Source organism: Pseudarthrobacter sp. B907 (assembly GCF_040137805.1).
Taxonomy (GTDB): domain Bacteria; phylum Actinomycetota; class Actinomycetes; order Actinomycetales; family Micrococcaceae; genus Arthrobacter.
Genome location: NZ_JBEEQE010000021.1, coordinates 50,867 through 65,231 on the forward strand (window position 1 = coordinate 50,867; position 14,365 = coordinate 65,231).

Here is a 14,365-nt window from a genome sequence, read left to right on the forward strand (position 1 = left end):
TTAGGCGACCACGCCGCTGGCACCCAGCCAGCTGCCGATCAGGAATGTCGCCACCAGCGCGGCGGCGCCGCCGATGACCACCCGGACGGCCGCCTTCATCTTTGAGCCGCCGCCGATCCAGGCGCCGATGGCCCCGGTCGCCGCGAGGGCCACCAGCACGGCCACGAAGGTCAGCGGGACGCGGATGTTCTCCGGCGGGAGCAGGATGGCCAGCATGGGCAGGATGGCGCCGACCAAAAAGGCCATGGCGGAGGCGAAGGCCGCATGCCAGGGGCTGACGATGTCCGTCTCGTCGATGTGCAGTTCGGCCGACAAATGCGCGCCGAGGGCATCGTGCGCGGTCAGCTCGGTGGCCACCCGGTGGGCGGTTTCCTGGCTGAGTCCCTTGCCCTGGTAGATGGCGGCGAGTTCGGCGAGTTCCTCCTCGGGCTGCTCGGCCAGTTCCCGCCGCTCCTTCTCGATCAGCGCCTGCTGGCTGTCCTTCTGGCTGCTCACGGAGACGTATTCGCCCAGCGCCATCGAGATGGCGCCACCCACGACGCCGGCAGCACCGGCGATCAGGATGGGGCCCGAATCCGTGGTGACACCGGCGACGCCGACCACGATCGCGGCGACCGACACAATGCCGTCGTTGGCACCCAGGACGCCGGCGCGGAGCCAGTTCAGCCGGTGCGCGATGTCGTTGCGGTGGGGTTCGTTGTCATGAAGCGCTGCTGCGTCGCTGGTTTCCATAGGTACAGCAAATCATTGGCGGCCGCGGCTGACCAGTATTGGAAGGCTAAGCACAATAAGCCGGACCTTGCCCTGAGGCTGCGGTCAGGGAAGCTGCCGTCGGTGCAGGTGCGCTCAGCCGGCGGGCAGGGTGGGGAACGACGCCGGATCGGCGGCCAGTCCCGGAACCGCGTCCGTGGTGGCGCCCCAGAACGCGGCCCGTCGTGCGGCAGCCACGAGCCCGGTGATGGCCCACCGCCGGGTGTCACCCTCGCTGAAGGCCACCAGATCGCCGTAGGCCGGCAGCGCGGCGGTCTCCAGCGCAGCCAGCCCGGGTCCGGGGGAGGCCAGGAACGCGGGGTCCAAGGCGTAGCCGGCTTCCCGTGGCGGGATCGGGGCGCAGTGCGCGCGGCTGAACGATTCCGCGCCGGCGACAAGTGCCTCGTGGCGTGCGAGGTCCTCGGCGGCCGTCTTCGCCGCTGCGCCGTCCAGCCGGGTCAGCGCCACCTGGTAGTCGTAGACCGTCTCCAGCTCGGTGCGGATGAGGGCCGCGAGGGCGCCGGCCAGGCCGGTGTTCCCGTCCGTGCCGGTGCCGGCCCCGCTGCCGCCGGCCGCGGCCGACGCCGTCGCTGCCGGGCAGGACGGTACGGCAGTGGCCGCGGCGGATGGGCCAAGGTCCGGCAGTCCGGCCGCCGGGTCAGGGATGCCGGCCGCGGCGGCAAGGGAGGAGGACTGCAGCAACTGCCCGGTCCCGACTGCGGCCAGCAGCCTGGCCATACCGCCGTCGGCCGTGGCCGCATCGGTGAGCCGCTGCCGTCCGCTCCGTGCGAGGTCCGCAACCAGGCTGTCGACGGTGGCGGGTGCCGAAGTGGCCGGCGCGGAAGGAGTCCGCGCCGGTTCGGCTGCCTTCGCCCGGCCGGGCAGCAGGGCCCGGGCCTGCGTTGTCAGCAAACTCACAGTGCGCGTGACGGCGGGCAGCGCCGCGGCCGCCGCGGTGGGAACGGCCGGGTTGGATGGGGCGGCACCGAGCTGTTCGCCGGCGGCCCTCAGCTGCAGGGCGTCGGCCAGGGCGGCGGCACGCGCGCGCTCGGAGGGCGCCGGTTCCTGCGGTTCCTGCGGTTTTCCGGGCTGCAACACCATGCCCAGGCTGATCACCACGAGGGCGAGGCAGGCAAGGAGGGCCAGGCGGGGGAGGTGCCGGGGCAGCCGGGCCCGCCGTCGTTTTTCCCTGCTGTCGTCTTTCACAACAGACCATGTTGTCATGGTTGGCAGCTCGGCCGGGAACTCCATGCACCACGGCGCCGGGAATATCGCTAGGCTAGTAGACACAACATCATCTAGCGGGAGGCGGGCGGCATCATGACCAACGCAGAAGCCACGACTTCAACAGACCGGACCGGGACGGGGAAGGCTGAAGCCGCCCCCGCTCACAATCTGGAGGCCGAGCGCCTGTACGCGCTCCTCGAGCCTGCGGTCCTGGCCAACCGGCTCTACCTGGAAGACGTTTCCATCCACGTTGCCGGGGCCAACCGCGTGGTCCACGTGGTGGTGGACCTGCCGCAGGAGGAAACCGGCGGCGTCAGCCTCGACGTTATCGCCGAGATCTCCAAGACCCTCTCGGACATCCTGGACAACGACCCGAGCACCGACTCGCGGCCCTACGATCTTGAGGTGTCCTCGCCCGGCGTCGGCCGCCCGCTCACCGAGGAGCGGCACTGGCACCGGGCCCGCGGACGCCTCGTCACGGTCAACGTGATCCAGGGCGACAACGTCACCGGCCGCATCCAGTCCGTGGACGACGGCGGCGTGACCCTGGTCCCGGAACTGACCGTCAAAAAGGGGATGAAGCCCAAGCAGGGCGACCCCGTCAAGCTTCCTTTCGACAGGATCCGCAGTGGAAAAGTCGAGATAGAGTTCAGCCACCTCGAAGAGGCCTCGCTGGAGAACGACAATGGACCTTCCGAGGAGGCCTAATGGATATTGACATGAGCGCACTGAGGCTCCTGGAGCGTGAGCGCGAAATCCCGCTGGATCTCCTGATTCCGACCATCGAGCAGGCCCTCCTGGTGGCCTACCACAAGACGCCGGGCGCCTTCGAGAAGGCCCGGGCGGAGCTGGACCGCAAGAGCGGCCACGTGACCATCTGGGCCACCGAGATCGACGACGACGGCGCCCCCATCGGCGAATTCGAGGACACCCCGGCAGGGTTTGGACGGATCGCGGCGAGCACCGCGCGGCAGATCATCCTGCAGCGCCTGCGCGACGCCGAGGACGACAACGTGCTGGGCCAGTTCAAGGGCCGCGAGGGCGAACTAGTGGCCGGCACCATCCAGCAGGGCAACAACCCGCACATGATCCAGGTGAACCTCGGAACCGTGGAGGCGCTGCTGCCCCCGCCCGAGCAGGTTCCCGGCGAGAAGTACACCCACGGCAACCGGCTCCGTGCGTTCGTGATCGACGTGCACCGCGGCACCAAGGGCCCCTCCATCACCCTCTCCCGGTCCCACCCCGGCCTCGTGCGGAAGCTCTTCGAACTGGAGGTGCCGGAGATCGCGGACCGGTCGGTCGAGATTGTGGCCCTGGCCCGCGAAGCCGGCCACCGCACCAAGATCGCGGTCAAGGCGAACACCCCCGGCATCAACGCCAAGGGCGCCTGCATCGGCGAAATGGGCTCCCGGGTCCGGGCCGTGATGACCGAGCTGAACGATGAAAAGATCGACATCGTGGACTACAGCGACGACCCGGCGACGTTCATCGCCAGTGCGCTCTCGCCGTCGCGCGTGAATTCGGTCACCATCACGGACGAGGCCGCCCGGTCCGCCCGCGTGGTCGTCCCGGACTACCAGCTCTCCCTCGCCATCGGCAAGGAAGGCCAGAACGCCCGCCTGGCCGCCAAGCTCACCGGCTGGCGGATCGACATCGTCTCCGACGCCGCGGAGAACCGCGACAAATAAGTCACACCGTGGGCCCCGTCCGCCGGCCCCGGAATCCGCGCCAGTTCGGGGTCCGGGCGCCGGAGGGGCTAGAATAGACATGACCGCGCCCAAGGGCCGGTGTCCGCGTGCCCTCGGGCAGGCAGTCAGGTACAGGCAGGAAGATACTCGGACGTGGCAGAAGTGCAACACCTCGAGAATCAGCCGCAACGCACTTGCATCGGATGCCGGCAGAAGGGTTTGCGGTCGGAGCTTCTCCGGCTCGTCGCCGGCGCCAGCGGTTCATCCGCTGTCGTGGTGGATGAACGACGCCGGATGGCTGGCAGGGGAGCATGGCTGCACCCCAGCGAAAAGTGCCTGGCACTGGCGGTCAAACGTCGAGCGTTCGGACGCGCCCTCAACGGGGCCTCCGGCACCGCCGACGTCGAACGCCGGATCCTGGCAGGCACGCAAGCAGTGGGCACCCCGGTGGCCGCAGCAACAACCGTCCAACCTGAAAGCGGGTCAGAAAACTGATGGAAACCCGATGAGTTCCCAGCGATGAGTGCGCAACGATGACAACTTTGTTGCGCTCTGCAATGGGCCTTTCAGCTGCACTCGCGGCGGAGGCCCGCAGTAAGAAGTAGACGGTTCGTGCCTGGCTCGGTGCGGACCGAGACAGGAGAAATGTGGCCAAGGTCCGCGTACATGAGCTTGCTAAAGAGCTCGGTATTACTTCCAAAGATGCAGTAACCAAACTGCAGGAACTGGGCGAATTCGTTCGCTCCGCCTCTTCCACCATTGAGGCCCCGGTTGTGCGGAAACTCCGCAACGCCTACCCCGACGCGCCCGCCGCTCCGAAGGCCGAAGCGCCCGCGTCCGCCCCCAAGGCCAGCCCCGCAGCTTCAGCGCCGGCGCCCGCGCCGGCCCCGGCTGCGCCGAAGGCTGCCGAATCCAAGACCGAAGCTCCGGCGCCCGCGCCGGCCGCCCCGGCGCCGGCAGCAGCACCTGCTGCCGCACCGGCTGGCGAGGCACCGGCGGCTCCGTCCGCCGGCGCAAAGCCCGGCGCACGTCCGGCCCCGAAGGCTGAGACCCCTGCTGCTCCGGCACGCCAGGGTGGTTCGGCGCCGCGTCCGGGCGGCCCCCGCCCCGGCAACAACCCGTTCGCCACGTCCCAGGGCATGCCCCGCGGCCGCGGCGGCGACAACGAACGCACCTCGCGTCCGGGCAACAACCCGTTTGCACCTTCGCAGGGCATGCCGCGTCCGGGCGGAAGCCGCACCGAGGGCGAACGCCCCGGCGGCCCGCGTCCTGCAGCAGGCCCCGGCGGTCCCCGTCCGGGCGCTCCCCGTCCGGCCGGCGCTGCCGGCGCACGTCCGGGCGCACCGCGTCCGGCTGGCGCACCCGGCGCCCGTCCCGGCGCCGGCGGAAACCGTCCGACCCCCGGCATGATGCCCAACCGCACCGAACGTCCCGCACCCGCCGGTGCAGGCCGTCCCGGCGGCGGCGGGCGTGGCCCGGGCCGTCCGGGTGGCGCTCCAGGTACCGGTGCTCCCGGTGCCGGTGGCGGCGCTACGGCCGGTGGTGGCTTCGGCAAGGGTGGCCGCGGTCGCGGCGGCACCCAGGGTGCCTTCGGTAAGGGCGGCGCAGGCCGTGGCAAGCAGCGCAAGTCGAAGCGTGCCAAGCGTCAGGAACTCGAGCAGATGAGTGCTCCGTCGCTGGGTGGCGTGAGCGTACCCCGCGGCGACGGCAACACCGTAGTCCGGCTCCGTCGCGGCTCGTCCATCACGGACTTTGCCGACAAGATCGAGGCAAACCCCGCAGCACTGGTGACGGTCCTCTTCCACCTCGGCGAAATGGCCACGGCCACCCAGTCGCTGGATGAAGAGACCTTCGCGCTGCTCGGCGAGGAGCTTGGCTACAAGCTCCAGGTCGTCTCCCCGGAAGACGAGGAGCGCGAGCTGCTCTCCGGTTTCGACATCGACTTCGACGCCGAGCTGGAAGCCGAAGGCGACGAGGAACTCGAGGCACGTCCTCCGGTTGTCACCGTTATGGGTCACGTTGACCACGGTAAGACCCGCCTGCTCGATGCCATCCGCAAGTCGGACGTTATGGCCGGCGAGCACGGCGGCATCACGCAGCACATCGGTGCCTACCAGGTCACGCACAACCACGAAGGCACCGATCGCAAGATCACCTTCATCGATACCCCGGGCCACGAGGCGTTCACCGCTATGCGTGCCCGTGGTGCGAAGGTCACCGACATTGCCATCCTCGTGGTGGCAGCCGATGACGGTGTGATGCCGCAGACCATCGAGGCCCTCAACCACGCCCAGGCGGCCAACGTGCCGATCGTCGTGGCCGTGAACAAGATCGACAAGGAAGGCGCCAACCCGGACAAGGTCCGCGGCCAGCTGACCGAGTACGGCCTGGTTCCGGAAGAGTACGGTGGCGACACCATGTTCGTGGAGGTCTCAGCCCGCCAGAACCTCAACATCGACGAGCTGCTCGAGGCGGTCCTGCTCACCGCGGATGCTGCCCTGGACATGCGCGCCAACCCGAACAAGGACGCCCGCGGTATCGCGATTGAAGCCAACCTGGACAAGGGCCGCGGCGCGGTTGCTACCGTCCTGGTTCAGTCCGGCACCCTGCACGTCGGCGACACGATCGTCGCAGGCACGGCCCACGGCCGCGTCCGCGCCATGTTCGACGACGACGGCAGCGCCCTGACCGAGGCAGGCCCGTCCCGCCCCGTGCAGGTCCTGGGTCTGTCCAACGTCCCGCGCGCCGGTGACACCTTCTTCGTGACCGCTGACGAGCGCACCGCCCGCCAGATCGCCGAGAAGCGTGAAGCCGCCGACCGCAACGCCGCCCTGGCCAAGCGCCGCAAGCGCATCAGCCTGGAAGACTTCGACCAGGCCGTCGCCGATGGCAAGATCGACACCCTCAACCTCATCCTCAAGGGTGACGTGTCCGGTGCCGTGGAAGCCCTCGAAGACGCGCTGCTCAAAATCGACGTCGGCGAGGGTGTCCAGCTCCGCGTTATCCACCGCGGTGTCGGTGCGATCACGCAGAACGACGTCAACCTGGCCACTGTCGACTCCGCCGTCATCATCGGCTTCAACGTCAAGCCCGCCGAGCGTGTTGCCGAACTGGCAGACCGCGAAGGTGTGGACATGCGCTTCTACTCCGTCATCTACGCAGCAATCGATGACATCGAGGCAGCCCTCAAGGGCATGCTCAAGCCGGAGTACGAAGAGGTCCAGCTTGGCACCGCCGAGGTCCGCGAAGTGTTCCGTTCTTCCAAGTTCGGCAACATTGCAGGCTCGATCGTCCGCTCCGGTGTTATCCGGCGCAACGCCAAGGCCCGCATCAGCCGCGACGGCAAGATCATCGGCGACAACCTCACCGTTGAGACGCTCAAGCGCTTCAAGGACGACGCCACCGAGGTCCGCACGGACTTCGAGTGTGGTATCGGTCTTGGCTCGTACAACGACATCAACGAAGGTGACATCATCGAGACCTTCGAGATGCGCGAAAAGCCGCGCGTCTAGGTCGGTCCGCCTTTGGGCGAGCCAGCAGTAAGAGGTGCGGGGCCGTTGGAATTTTTCCGGCGGCCCCGCCCCTTCGCCGGACGGTTTTCGATCTTCGATCTCAAACCGTCCGGCTCCGACAGGCCCGATGCCACTCCCAGGCCGCCGGAAAAAATTCCAACGGGAGTCCGTCGTTGACTCACCGTCGTGCGTGGCAGAAAACTGAAACGAGCGACCCCGCCCAACAGGCGTCGTCGTACATCCAAATTTTTTAGGAGTGGAAATGGCTGATCCCGCACGGGCTGCCAAGTTGGCGCAGCGGATTAAGGTTGTTGTTGCCGAGGCGCTGGGCCGCAGGGTGAAGGATCCGCGGCTCGAGGGCGTGACCGTGACCGATGCTCGGGTCACGAATGACCTCCAGCACGCCACGGTTTACTACACGGTGTTTGGCGACGAGGTGGCGCAGGCTGACGCGGCCAAGGGCCTGGAGAAGGCCAAGGGGGTGCTGCGCCAGGAGGTTGGCCGCAACATCACCGTCCGGCTCACGCCGACGCTGGAATTCGTCGCCGACCAGATCCCCGTGGTCGCCTCGAACCTTGAGGAACTGCTCCGGGCCGCCAAGAAGCGCGACGCCGAGGTGGCAGCCCTCGCGGCCAGCGCCAAGCACGCCGGCGACGCCGATCCGTACAAGAGCGACATCCCCGAGGACGTTGAGCTGGACGAAGACGACTTCGACGAGGACGGCTTTGACGAGGAAAACACAGACCTCAGCGCGGACCACGACGTCGACGAGGACAGCAACAAGTAGCACCCAGCACCAGCAGCACTGGCCGGACCCGGAAACGGGCCCGGCCAGTGCTGTCTGCGGGCCGATGCGGCCCGGGGGACTTTGGGCCCTATGCCCTGCACGGGCCGGGGCGTCCCATGGAACCATGACTGCGGGCGAACAGAATGGCGGTGAACGGCTGTGAGCGCTGCCCTCATCAAGTGTCCGCACTGCGGCGCCACCAACCGCGTTCCCGCCGACGCCGCAGGCCACCCGCGGTGCGGTAAATGCCGCCGGGACCTGCCCTGGATCGTGGAGGCCGGCGACGCGGACTTTGGCGCCATCGCGGAGCAGTCCCCGGTTCCCGCCCTGGTCGATTTCTGGGCCGCCTGGTGCGGGCCGTGCCGGATGGTCAGTCCGGTGCTGGACAAGCTGGCGCAGGAACGCGCCGGCCGGGTGAAGCTCGTTAAAGTCGACGTCGACAAGTCGCCGGGCCTTTCCCGGCGCTTCGACGTGCAGGCCATACCTACGATGCTGGTGATCACCGGCGGCAGAGTGGTTGCCCGGCAGGCGGGGGCCCCGCCGGCCGCCGCCCTGCGGACCTGGCTTGATGAGGCACTGGCGGGCCGGCGCGAAGGGAGCAAGCCATGACCGAAATCATGCGTTACGAGGTCGGGTCGGGAACGGTGCTGGTCGAGGTCGACGAAGGCAGCTTCGGCGTCGAGCGGCCTGCCCGAAACGAACTCGGCATCCTCGACGCCGGCCGGCGGCTCGAAGATGCCCTGGCCGCCGTACGGCCGGCCGCGAGGGCCGCCGCCGAGGTGATGCGGGAACTGGCGCCCGAGCACCTCGAGCTGCAGTTCGGCGTGAAGCTGGCGGGGGAGGCCGGGGCGATCATCGCGCGGAACTGCACCGAAGGGCACTTCATCGTCAGGATGTCCTTCACAGCGCCGCCGGTGCCGGCGGCGTCGCCGGAAGACGAGATCCGGCTCTGAACCGGCGCCGGACGCGGGGGACGCCGGGGCGTCAGCGCCGCCGTCGGGCGCCCAGGCCGCCGAGCAGCGGGGAACCCATCCCCAGCAGGAAACCGAAGTCATACCAGTTGCCGGCCCGCGCCGTGTTGTAGAAGGGGAACTCGCTCCACGCCCCGAAGACGTGGACGATCAGCACGATCCAGGCCGTGAGCCCGTTCCAGATGCCCCACAACAAGTCCTGCCACCACATGAGGTTCCTCCTTGCGCCGCAGCCGGCGTCCGCACCGTGAATCCGCGCACCCGCGTGTGGTCAGGCTACTGCCTGGCGTGGCCGTGCGGTAGGGACCCGGCGGGCGCGTCGCGGGCGGGAAGCCTGTCCAGGCCCTCCACGAGGTCGGCCTGGGCGCCGCACAGTGCGATCCGGATCCAGCCCTCGCCAATGGAGCCGAACGCGGTCCCCGGGGCGAAGGACACCCCGGCCTCCGCGAGGAAGCGGCGGACCCAGGCCCGGACGTCGCCGCCGCTGACGTGTGAGACGTCGGCCCAGAGGTAGAACGCCCCCTGCGCGGTGAGGAAGGGGATGCCCTTGGCTTCCAGGACGGCGGACGCCGCGTCCCGGTTGGCACGGTAGTGCGCGTGGGCGTGGCTGACGTAGTCCTGCGGACCGGTCAGGGCTGCCAGCGCCGCGTACTGCGAGGGCGAGGCGACACAGGACACGATCGCCTCCATCACGTTGTTCATCTTCTGCTCAAGTCCGGGCGGGCAGATCAGCGCCCCGATCCGCAGTCCGGTGAGCCCGTACGTCTTGGAAAGGGTCAGCGAGGTAAACACCCGGGCCTCGCCGGGAACGTCGCTGTCGAAGCGTGCCGGGCTGACGTGCGGGACGTCGTAGGTGAACGCCTCGTAGCATTCGTCCGAGATGATCCACAGGTCGTGCGCCACGGCCAGGTCCACCAGGCTGCGGGTGAGCTCCTCACCCAGCACGGCCCCGAGCGGGTTGGACGGCGAGTTCAGGACCAGCACCTTGGTGTGCGGCGTGATGAGCGCCTCGATGTCTTCGATCCGCGGCTGGAAGGCGTGCTCCGGGTACAGCGGGTACCGGACCGGGACCGCGTGCAGCAGGCTGGAGGTCATCGCAAACGTCGGGTAGCCGGGGTTGGGAATCAGGATTTCGTCGCCCGGGGAGAGCAGCAGGCTCATCGCGAAGTGCAGGCCCTGCTGCGCGCCGTCGACGACGTACACCCGGTCCGCGCCGACGTCGGTCGCGTTGTGCTCCCGGAACCGGGCAGCGAAGGCTTCCCGCAGCGCCGGAATGCCGGCGTTGGGGGTGTAGTTGGTCTCGTCCCGGTCCAGGCACGCCATGCCGGCCTCGAGGATGTGGCGGGGGAGGGCGAAGCCCGGTTCGCCGATGCTCAGCACTATGGCGCCCGGGGTGTGCCAGGCGGCCTCGGTGATCTCGCGGATCTGGTTGATGGGGACATCGCGAACGTGGGCGGCAAGCTCTGGCATGTCTGCCATCCTAGTCCGCGTCCGCCGCCCGGCCGGCGGGTAGCGGACGGCAGCTGCGGGTGGCAGCGGCGGGCGGCAGCCGCGCCGGAGGCGGCTCCGGCGCGGATATACTGGGAGGCGTGCTTTCTGGACTGGTAATAGTGGACAAGCCGCAAGGCTGGACCAGCCACGATGTGGTTGGACGGATGCGGCGGATCGCCGGTACCCGGAAGGTGGGCCACGCCGGAACGCTGGACCCCATGGCGACGGGCGTGCTGGTGCTCGGCATCAACAAGGCGACCCGCCTGCTGACCTACATCGTGGGAACCTCCAAGACCTATACCGCCACCATCCGCCTCGGCGAATCGACCGTCACGGACGACGCCGAGGGCGAGGTCACCGCCACCCGCAGCGCCGCTGCGGTCACCGAGGACAGTGTCCGCGCCGGCGTCGCCGCCCTGACCGGCGAAATCCAGCAGGTGCCCAGCAGCGTCAGCGCGATCAAGGTCAACGGCGAGCGTGCCTACGCCCGAGTCCGCTCCGGCGAAGACGTGAAGCTCGCAGCGCGGCCCGTGACGATCCACCGCTTCGACATCCACGAACTGCGCCGCGCCCAGGACGGCGAAGCCCTGGACCTGGACGTGACCGTCGAGTGCTCCTCCGGCACCTACATCCGTGCCCTCGCCCGCGACCTCGGCGACGCCCTCGGCGTCGGCGGCCACCTCACCGCCCTGCGCCGGACCCAGGTGGGGCCGTACGCCCTGGACCAGGCGCGCACCCTGGAGCAACTCGCCGACGAGCTGGAGGTCCTGGAGATGTCCCAGGCCGCCAGGGCGCTGATGCCCAACCGCGAGCTCAGTGCGGAAGAGACCACGGAACTCTCGTTCGGCCGCCGGATCGCGGCCGGGGCCGACGCCGGCACAGCTGATGCCGCGACGCCGGACAAGCCGGCCGCCGCGTTCGCGCCGGACGGTTCGCTGGTGGCGCTGCTGGCCGACGCCGGAAGCTACGCCAAGCCCGTTCTGGTCTTCGCCCCGGACAATGAGAAGCCGGCCGCCGGGAAGATGGCCGCAGGGACTCCAGACTCCCAGAAGCCGGCGGGCTAGCGGTGGACGCCTATTTCTACATCATCCTCGTGGTGGGGCTGGTTTCGACCATCCTCTGCGCCGGTGCCGGCATCCTGAAGAAAGCCCCGAACGACGCAACCATCCTGTCGGTGGCCGCCGTCGAACTGTCCCTGCTGGTCTACCTGGTGGGGTCGATCGTCCGGGTCGCGTCCGGGGAACGGATCTCGGGGGAGCCCTGGGAGTTCTGGGGCTACCTGGTCACGGCGCTGATGCTTCCTGTCGGCGCGGTGTATTGGGCCATCCTGGAACGCACCCGGTGGAGCAACTTCGTCCTCGCCGCCGTCGGCGTCACTGCCCTGGTGATGGCGGCCCGAATGAACCAGATCTGGTACTGACATGGAAGAGGCAAAGAAAGACATGACGGCTTCACAGCAGGGCACGGGCGACGCCGCCGCTACCGCCGCTTCGGGCGACACTTCGGCCGAGGCTTCGCACGACGCCTCGGCGGCGCGGGACACTCGCAATACCGGCCCAGGCCGGCTGCTTATTGCTGTTTATGCGGTGTTCGCCCTCTCGGCCACGGCCCGGGCCGGATACCAGATCCTCACCAAGTTCTCCGAGGCGCCGCTGGCCTATCTGTTGTCCGCCTTCGCCGCCGTCGTCTACATCGTCGCAACCGTCTCCCTCGCGAAGGCCGGCCGGGCCTGGTTCAAGGTGTCTGTGACCGCCGTGCTGGTCGAGTTGATCGGTGTCCTGGTGGTCGGCGCCCTCAGCCTTTTCGACGCGGTCAACTTCCCGCACGAGACGGTCTGGTCCCTGTTTGGCCGCGGCTACGGCTACATCCCGCTGCTGCTGCCGATCCTCGGCCTCGTCTGGCTGTACCGCCGCCGGCCCGCGCCCCGGCGTTCCTGAAGAACCTCCCCGCACGACCCTCCAGCTCCGAACCGGGGCCTCCCTTGACGTGCCCTGCGACACCCAATGCTAAGCGAACTTGCCAAATGCATAGTAAGCATGCTTATTGTAGTACTTAGGTGCGGTCGCGAATAGCGGCGCACCCAGGTTTGTCCACGGAGTGAGGGAGGCATCATGAGCATTGTGAACGCCGTTCCCCGAGCACCATGGGAACCGAAAATAGCAGCCAAAAGGCGCCGGACCGGGTGCCACGGATGACCCGCAGCCCGGAAACCAAGAAGTGGCGGACAGACCAGCTTTTGTCCATGGCCGCCCGGGTGGTGGAGCGGCGCAAGGACCAGGCGCTGGCCGCCCTCGGCCTGACGAACGCAGCGGTCATCGCCCTCCAGGGTCTCGCAGGCGGCCCTCTGAACCAGGAGCAGCTGGCGCGCAGGATCGCCGTCCAGAGCCAGTCCCTGGGTAGGGTGTTGGCTCGGCTGGAGGATGCGGACCTCGTCTCCCGGATCCGGGACCAGCGCGACCGGCGGCAATTCATCGTCGCCCTGACGCCGGCCGGCAACGCCGCGCTGGCAAGTGCGCACCAGATCGAGTGCAATGCACTCCCCGCGGGCCTGGAGGACTCGACCACCCTGCAGCGTGACCTGGCCAGAATCCTGACAGCCTTCGAGGTTCCGGGACGGTTCTGAGCCGGCCCTGTCCCTGACGGTACGCCGGAGCCTCCCCTCAACGGCGCCGCACCCGCACGACGGCGGCGGCGCGTTGCCGCCGTCGTCGTCCGCGTTATGTCCCGGTGTTCGCTTTCCCTTGGACGTTCTCCGCCTGGTCCTGAAGCCTGCGCCGCAGCGCGGGCCACGCCGCCGCGAACCCCGGGTGGAGCTCCTTGTCGCTGACGCCCTCCAAGCTGACCCACTGCAATTCGAGGCTTTCCGGGTCGCTGATGGCGGGTTCGAAGGGCTCGATAACCTGGGCCGCGACCGTCGTGTAGGACCAGTACCCGACGTCAAACACCGAGGTGAACAGCACTCGGACCGACGCGGGCGGGACTGCGGCTTCCTCGTTGGCCTCCCGGAGCGCGCCCTCAACGGCGCCTTCACCCTGATGCGGGGCACCGCCGGGAAGGCCCCATGTTCCGCCCTTGTCGCTCCACATGGCCCGGTGTTGCAGCAGGACGCCTTTGTTGGCATCATGCACCAGCAGACCCGCGGAGCCAAAGCGCCCCCAGAAGCGGCCGTGCTCGCCCTCCACCCAGGCATCGCCGGGGTCGCGGGGCCCCAGCGGCCGGCGGAGTTCGAAATGCGGCTTGCGTTGCGGCTCGTTTTTCTGTGATTCGTCCTGTTGCGATTCGTCGTGGGGCGGCGTTCCGGCGGCCTGCGGGGTTCCGGCTGGCGGCGGGGAGACGGGGTTGTCCATCCCGCTAGTCTGCCAGTTCTGCCGTTGGCATGCCCCCGGGACTGTCTTAGGTCTGTCGGCGCGCGTAGCGGGGGCTAATAATGTCTGAGCCCGGTTCCAGAATGAGTATGTGAGGATCACCGCAGCTCTCATAGCCCGTTCGGTTGGCGGGCCGGACGCTCGTCGGGCCGGGAGGCCCGATGGTCAGGACGATCGCGTGCCCTCCGCCCACGCCGATCGCGTCCAGGCCTCTGCCGCCGCAGCCCTTATTGTCGTAGGTCACCGGCAGGATTGAGTCATGGGAATCGGTGCAGCCCTCATCGTTCGACCGGTCGGCAGGCCGGACGGTGAGGGGCGCCGGGTTCCGCCGGTGGACAGCGTTCTCGGGCAGCTGCGCGGGTTCTGCGCGACGGCGGTCGGGGACGCGGCCCTGATGGACTTTGGCGAGGCGGCGGAGTTCGCCGGCCGGGTCGAGGAGATCTCCCGGGCCGCGGAATACCTGCAGCTCGTCGCCGCGGGGGCGGTGGAGCGCACCCGTAAGGAAGCTGCCGCCGTCGGCGCCCCGGCACTCGATGACGGCTACCGCAAAACCTCGGAGTTCCTCCGCGACCGG

16 protein-coding genes and 1 pseudogene are annotated in these 14,365 nt (G+C 68.8%); 12 read left to right on the forward strand and 5 right to left on the reverse strand.

The genetic code is table 11. From position 1 onward, the window contains the following. Positions 1 to 732 (reverse strand): VIT1/CCC1 transporter family protein, encoded by a 732-nt coding sequence (locus tag ABLI39_RS15855; RefSeq protein WP_349414433.1) that lies wholly within the window; start codon positions 730 to 732, stop codon positions 1 to 3. A gap of 114 nt (positions 733 to 846) precedes the next feature. Further along, a complete protein-coding gene (locus ABLI39_RS15860; protein WP_349414434.1) occupies positions 847 to 1,956 on the reverse strand; it encodes a DUF4439 domain-containing protein in 1,110 nt (369 codons plus the stop codon). Positions 1,957 to 2,070: 114 nt separating this feature from the next. Here ABLI39_RS15860 and rimP point away from each other — a divergent pair, with 114 nt between their 5' ends. From rimP to ABLI39_RS15895, 7 genes are all read left to right on the forward strand, one after another. After that, the gene (gene rimP / locus ABLI39_RS15865) at positions 2,071 to 2,685 is read left to right on the forward strand and encodes a ribosome maturation factor RimP (RefSeq protein ID WP_349414435.1); all 615 of its coding nucleotides are present in this window, start codon (positions 2,071 to 2,073) and stop codon (positions 2,683 to 2,685) included. Beyond that, positions 2,685 to 3,665 (forward strand): transcription termination factor NusA, encoded by a 981-nt coding sequence (gene nusA / locus ABLI39_RS15870; RefSeq protein ID WP_146338005.1) that lies wholly within the window; start codon positions 2,685 to 2,687, stop codon positions 3,663 to 3,665. The genes rimP and nusA overlap by 1 nt, the downstream gene beginning before the upstream one ends. Before the next feature lie 219 nt (positions 3,666 to 3,884). Further along, the gene (locus tag ABLI39_RS15875; RefSeq protein ID WP_349414436.1) at positions 3,885 to 4,160 is read left to right on the forward strand and encodes a YlxR family protein; all 276 of its coding nucleotides are present in this window, start codon (positions 3,885 to 3,887) and stop codon (positions 4,158 to 4,160) included. 152 nt (positions 4,161 to 4,312) lie between these two features. Further along, positions 4,313 to 7,177, forward strand: a complete 2,865-nt coding sequence (gene infB, locus ABLI39_RS15880) for a translation initiation factor IF-2 (RefSeq protein WP_349414437.1) — start codon at positions 4,313 to 4,315, stop codon at positions 7,175 to 7,177. 262 nt (positions 7,178 to 7,439) lie between these two features. Continuing rightward, positions 7,440 to 7,964: a 30S ribosome-binding factor RbfA gene (gene rbfA / locus ABLI39_RS15885; RefSeq protein ID WP_349414438.1), complete on the forward strand. Its 525-nt coding sequence runs from the start codon at positions 7,440 to 7,442 to the stop codon at positions 7,962 to 7,964. 159 nt (positions 7,965 to 8,123) lie between these two features. Continuing rightward, positions 8,124 to 8,573 carry a thioredoxin gene (gene trxA, locus ABLI39_RS15890; protein ID WP_349414440.1) on the forward strand — a complete coding sequence of 150 codons (450 nt, stop codon included), beginning with the start codon at positions 8,124 to 8,126 and terminating at the stop codon, positions 8,571 to 8,573. Next, entirely contained in the window at positions 8,570 to 8,917 is a 348-nt protein-coding gene (locus ABLI39_RS15895) for a CU044_2847 family protein (protein WP_349414441.1), read from the forward strand. Before trxA ends, ABLI39_RS15895 begins: the two co-directional genes overlap by 4 nt. A gap of 31 nt (positions 8,918 to 8,948) precedes the next feature. Here ABLI39_RS15895 and ABLI39_RS15900 read toward each other — a convergent pair whose 3' ends face one another. Then, positions 8,949 to 9,146 (reverse strand): hypothetical protein, encoded by a 198-nt coding sequence (locus ABLI39_RS15900; protein ID WP_138769785.1) that lies wholly within the window; start codon positions 9,144 to 9,146, stop codon positions 8,949 to 8,951. Between the two features lie 65 nt (positions 9,147 to 9,211). After that, positions 9,212 to 10,405: a pyridoxal phosphate-dependent aminotransferase gene (locus tag ABLI39_RS15905; protein ID WP_349414442.1), complete on the reverse strand. Its 1,194-nt coding sequence runs from the start codon at positions 10,403 to 10,405 to the stop codon at positions 9,212 to 9,214. Between the two features lie 119 nt (positions 10,406 to 10,524). On the opposite strand from ABLI39_RS15905, the gene truB reads away from it, so the two are divergent. The 4 genes from truB (at position 10,525) to ABLI39_RS15925 (ending at position 13,049) form a co-directional block, all read left to right on the forward strand. After that, a complete protein-coding gene (truB, locus tag ABLI39_RS15910; protein WP_349414444.1) occupies positions 10,525 to 11,490 on the forward strand; it encodes a tRNA pseudouridine(55) synthase TruB in 966 nt (321 codons plus the stop codon). A gap of 2 nt (positions 11,491 to 11,492) precedes the next feature. Then, positions 11,493 to 11,846 carry a hypothetical protein gene (locus ABLI39_RS15915; protein ID WP_349414445.1) on the forward strand — a complete coding sequence of 118 codons (354 nt, stop codon included), beginning with the start codon at positions 11,493 to 11,495 and terminating at the stop codon, positions 11,844 to 11,846. Positions 11,847 to 11,868: 22 nt separating this feature from the next. Beyond that, positions 11,869 to 12,363 carry a hypothetical protein gene (locus ABLI39_RS15920; RefSeq protein WP_349414446.1) on the forward strand — a complete coding sequence of 165 codons (495 nt, stop codon included), beginning with the start codon at positions 11,869 to 11,871 and terminating at the stop codon, positions 12,361 to 12,363. A 254-nt stretch (positions 12,364 to 12,617) separates the two neighbouring features. Then, entirely contained in the window at positions 12,618 to 13,049 is a 432-nt protein-coding gene (locus ABLI39_RS15925) for a MarR family winged helix-turn-helix transcriptional regulator (RefSeq protein WP_349414448.1), read from the forward strand. Between the two features lie 94 nt (positions 13,050 to 13,143). Here ABLI39_RS15925 and ABLI39_RS15930 read toward each other — a convergent pair whose 3' ends face one another. After that, on the reverse strand, positions 13,144 to 13,638 hold the full coding sequence (locus tag ABLI39_RS15930; protein WP_349414450.1) for an NUDIX domain-containing protein: 495 nt from the start codon (positions 13,636 to 13,638) through the stop codon (positions 13,144 to 13,146). A gap of 412 nt (positions 13,639 to 14,050) precedes the next feature. On the opposite strand from ABLI39_RS15930, the pseudogene ABLI39_RS15935 reads away from it, so the two are divergent. Then, positions 14,051 to 14,365: pseudogene (locus ABLI39_RS15935) on the forward strand (hypothetical protein); the annotation flags it as partial.

Excerpts from the sequence above, each read along its gene's own strand:
- ABLI39_RS15855 (WP_349414433.1), bottom strand. The coding sequence starts at position 732 with ATGGAAACCAGCGACGCAGCAGCGCTTCATGACAACGAACCCCACCGC.
- rimP (WP_349414435.1), top strand. The coding sequence starts at position 2,071 with ATGACCAACGCAGAAGCCACGACTTCAACAGACCGGACCGGGACGGGG.
- nusA (WP_146338005.1), top strand. The coding sequence starts at position 2,685 with ATGGATATTGACATGAGCGCACTGAGGCTCCTGGAGCGTGAGCGCGAA.
- rbfA (WP_349414438.1), top strand. The coding sequence starts at position 7,440 with ATGGCTGATCCCGCACGGGCTGCCAAGTTGGCGCAGCGGATTAAGGTT.
- ABLI39_RS15895 (WP_349414441.1), top strand. The coding sequence starts at position 8,570 with ATGACCGAAATCATGCGTTACGAGGTCGGGTCGGGAACGGTGCTGGTC.
- ABLI39_RS15900 (WP_138769785.1), bottom strand. The coding sequence starts at position 9,146 with ATGTGGTGGCAGGACTTGTTGTGGGGCATCTGGAACGGGCTCACGGCC.
- ABLI39_RS15905 (WP_349414442.1), bottom strand. The coding sequence starts at position 10,405 with ATGCCAGAGCTTGCCGCCCACGTTCGCGATGTCCCCATCAACCAGATC.
- ABLI39_RS15920 (WP_349414446.1), top strand. The coding sequence starts at position 11,869 with ATGACGGCTTCACAGCAGGGCACGGGCGACGCCGCCGCTACCGCCGCT.
- ABLI39_RS15925 (WP_349414448.1), top strand. The coding sequence starts at position 12,618 with ATGACCCGCAGCCCGGAAACCAAGAAGTGGCGGACAGACCAGCTTTTG.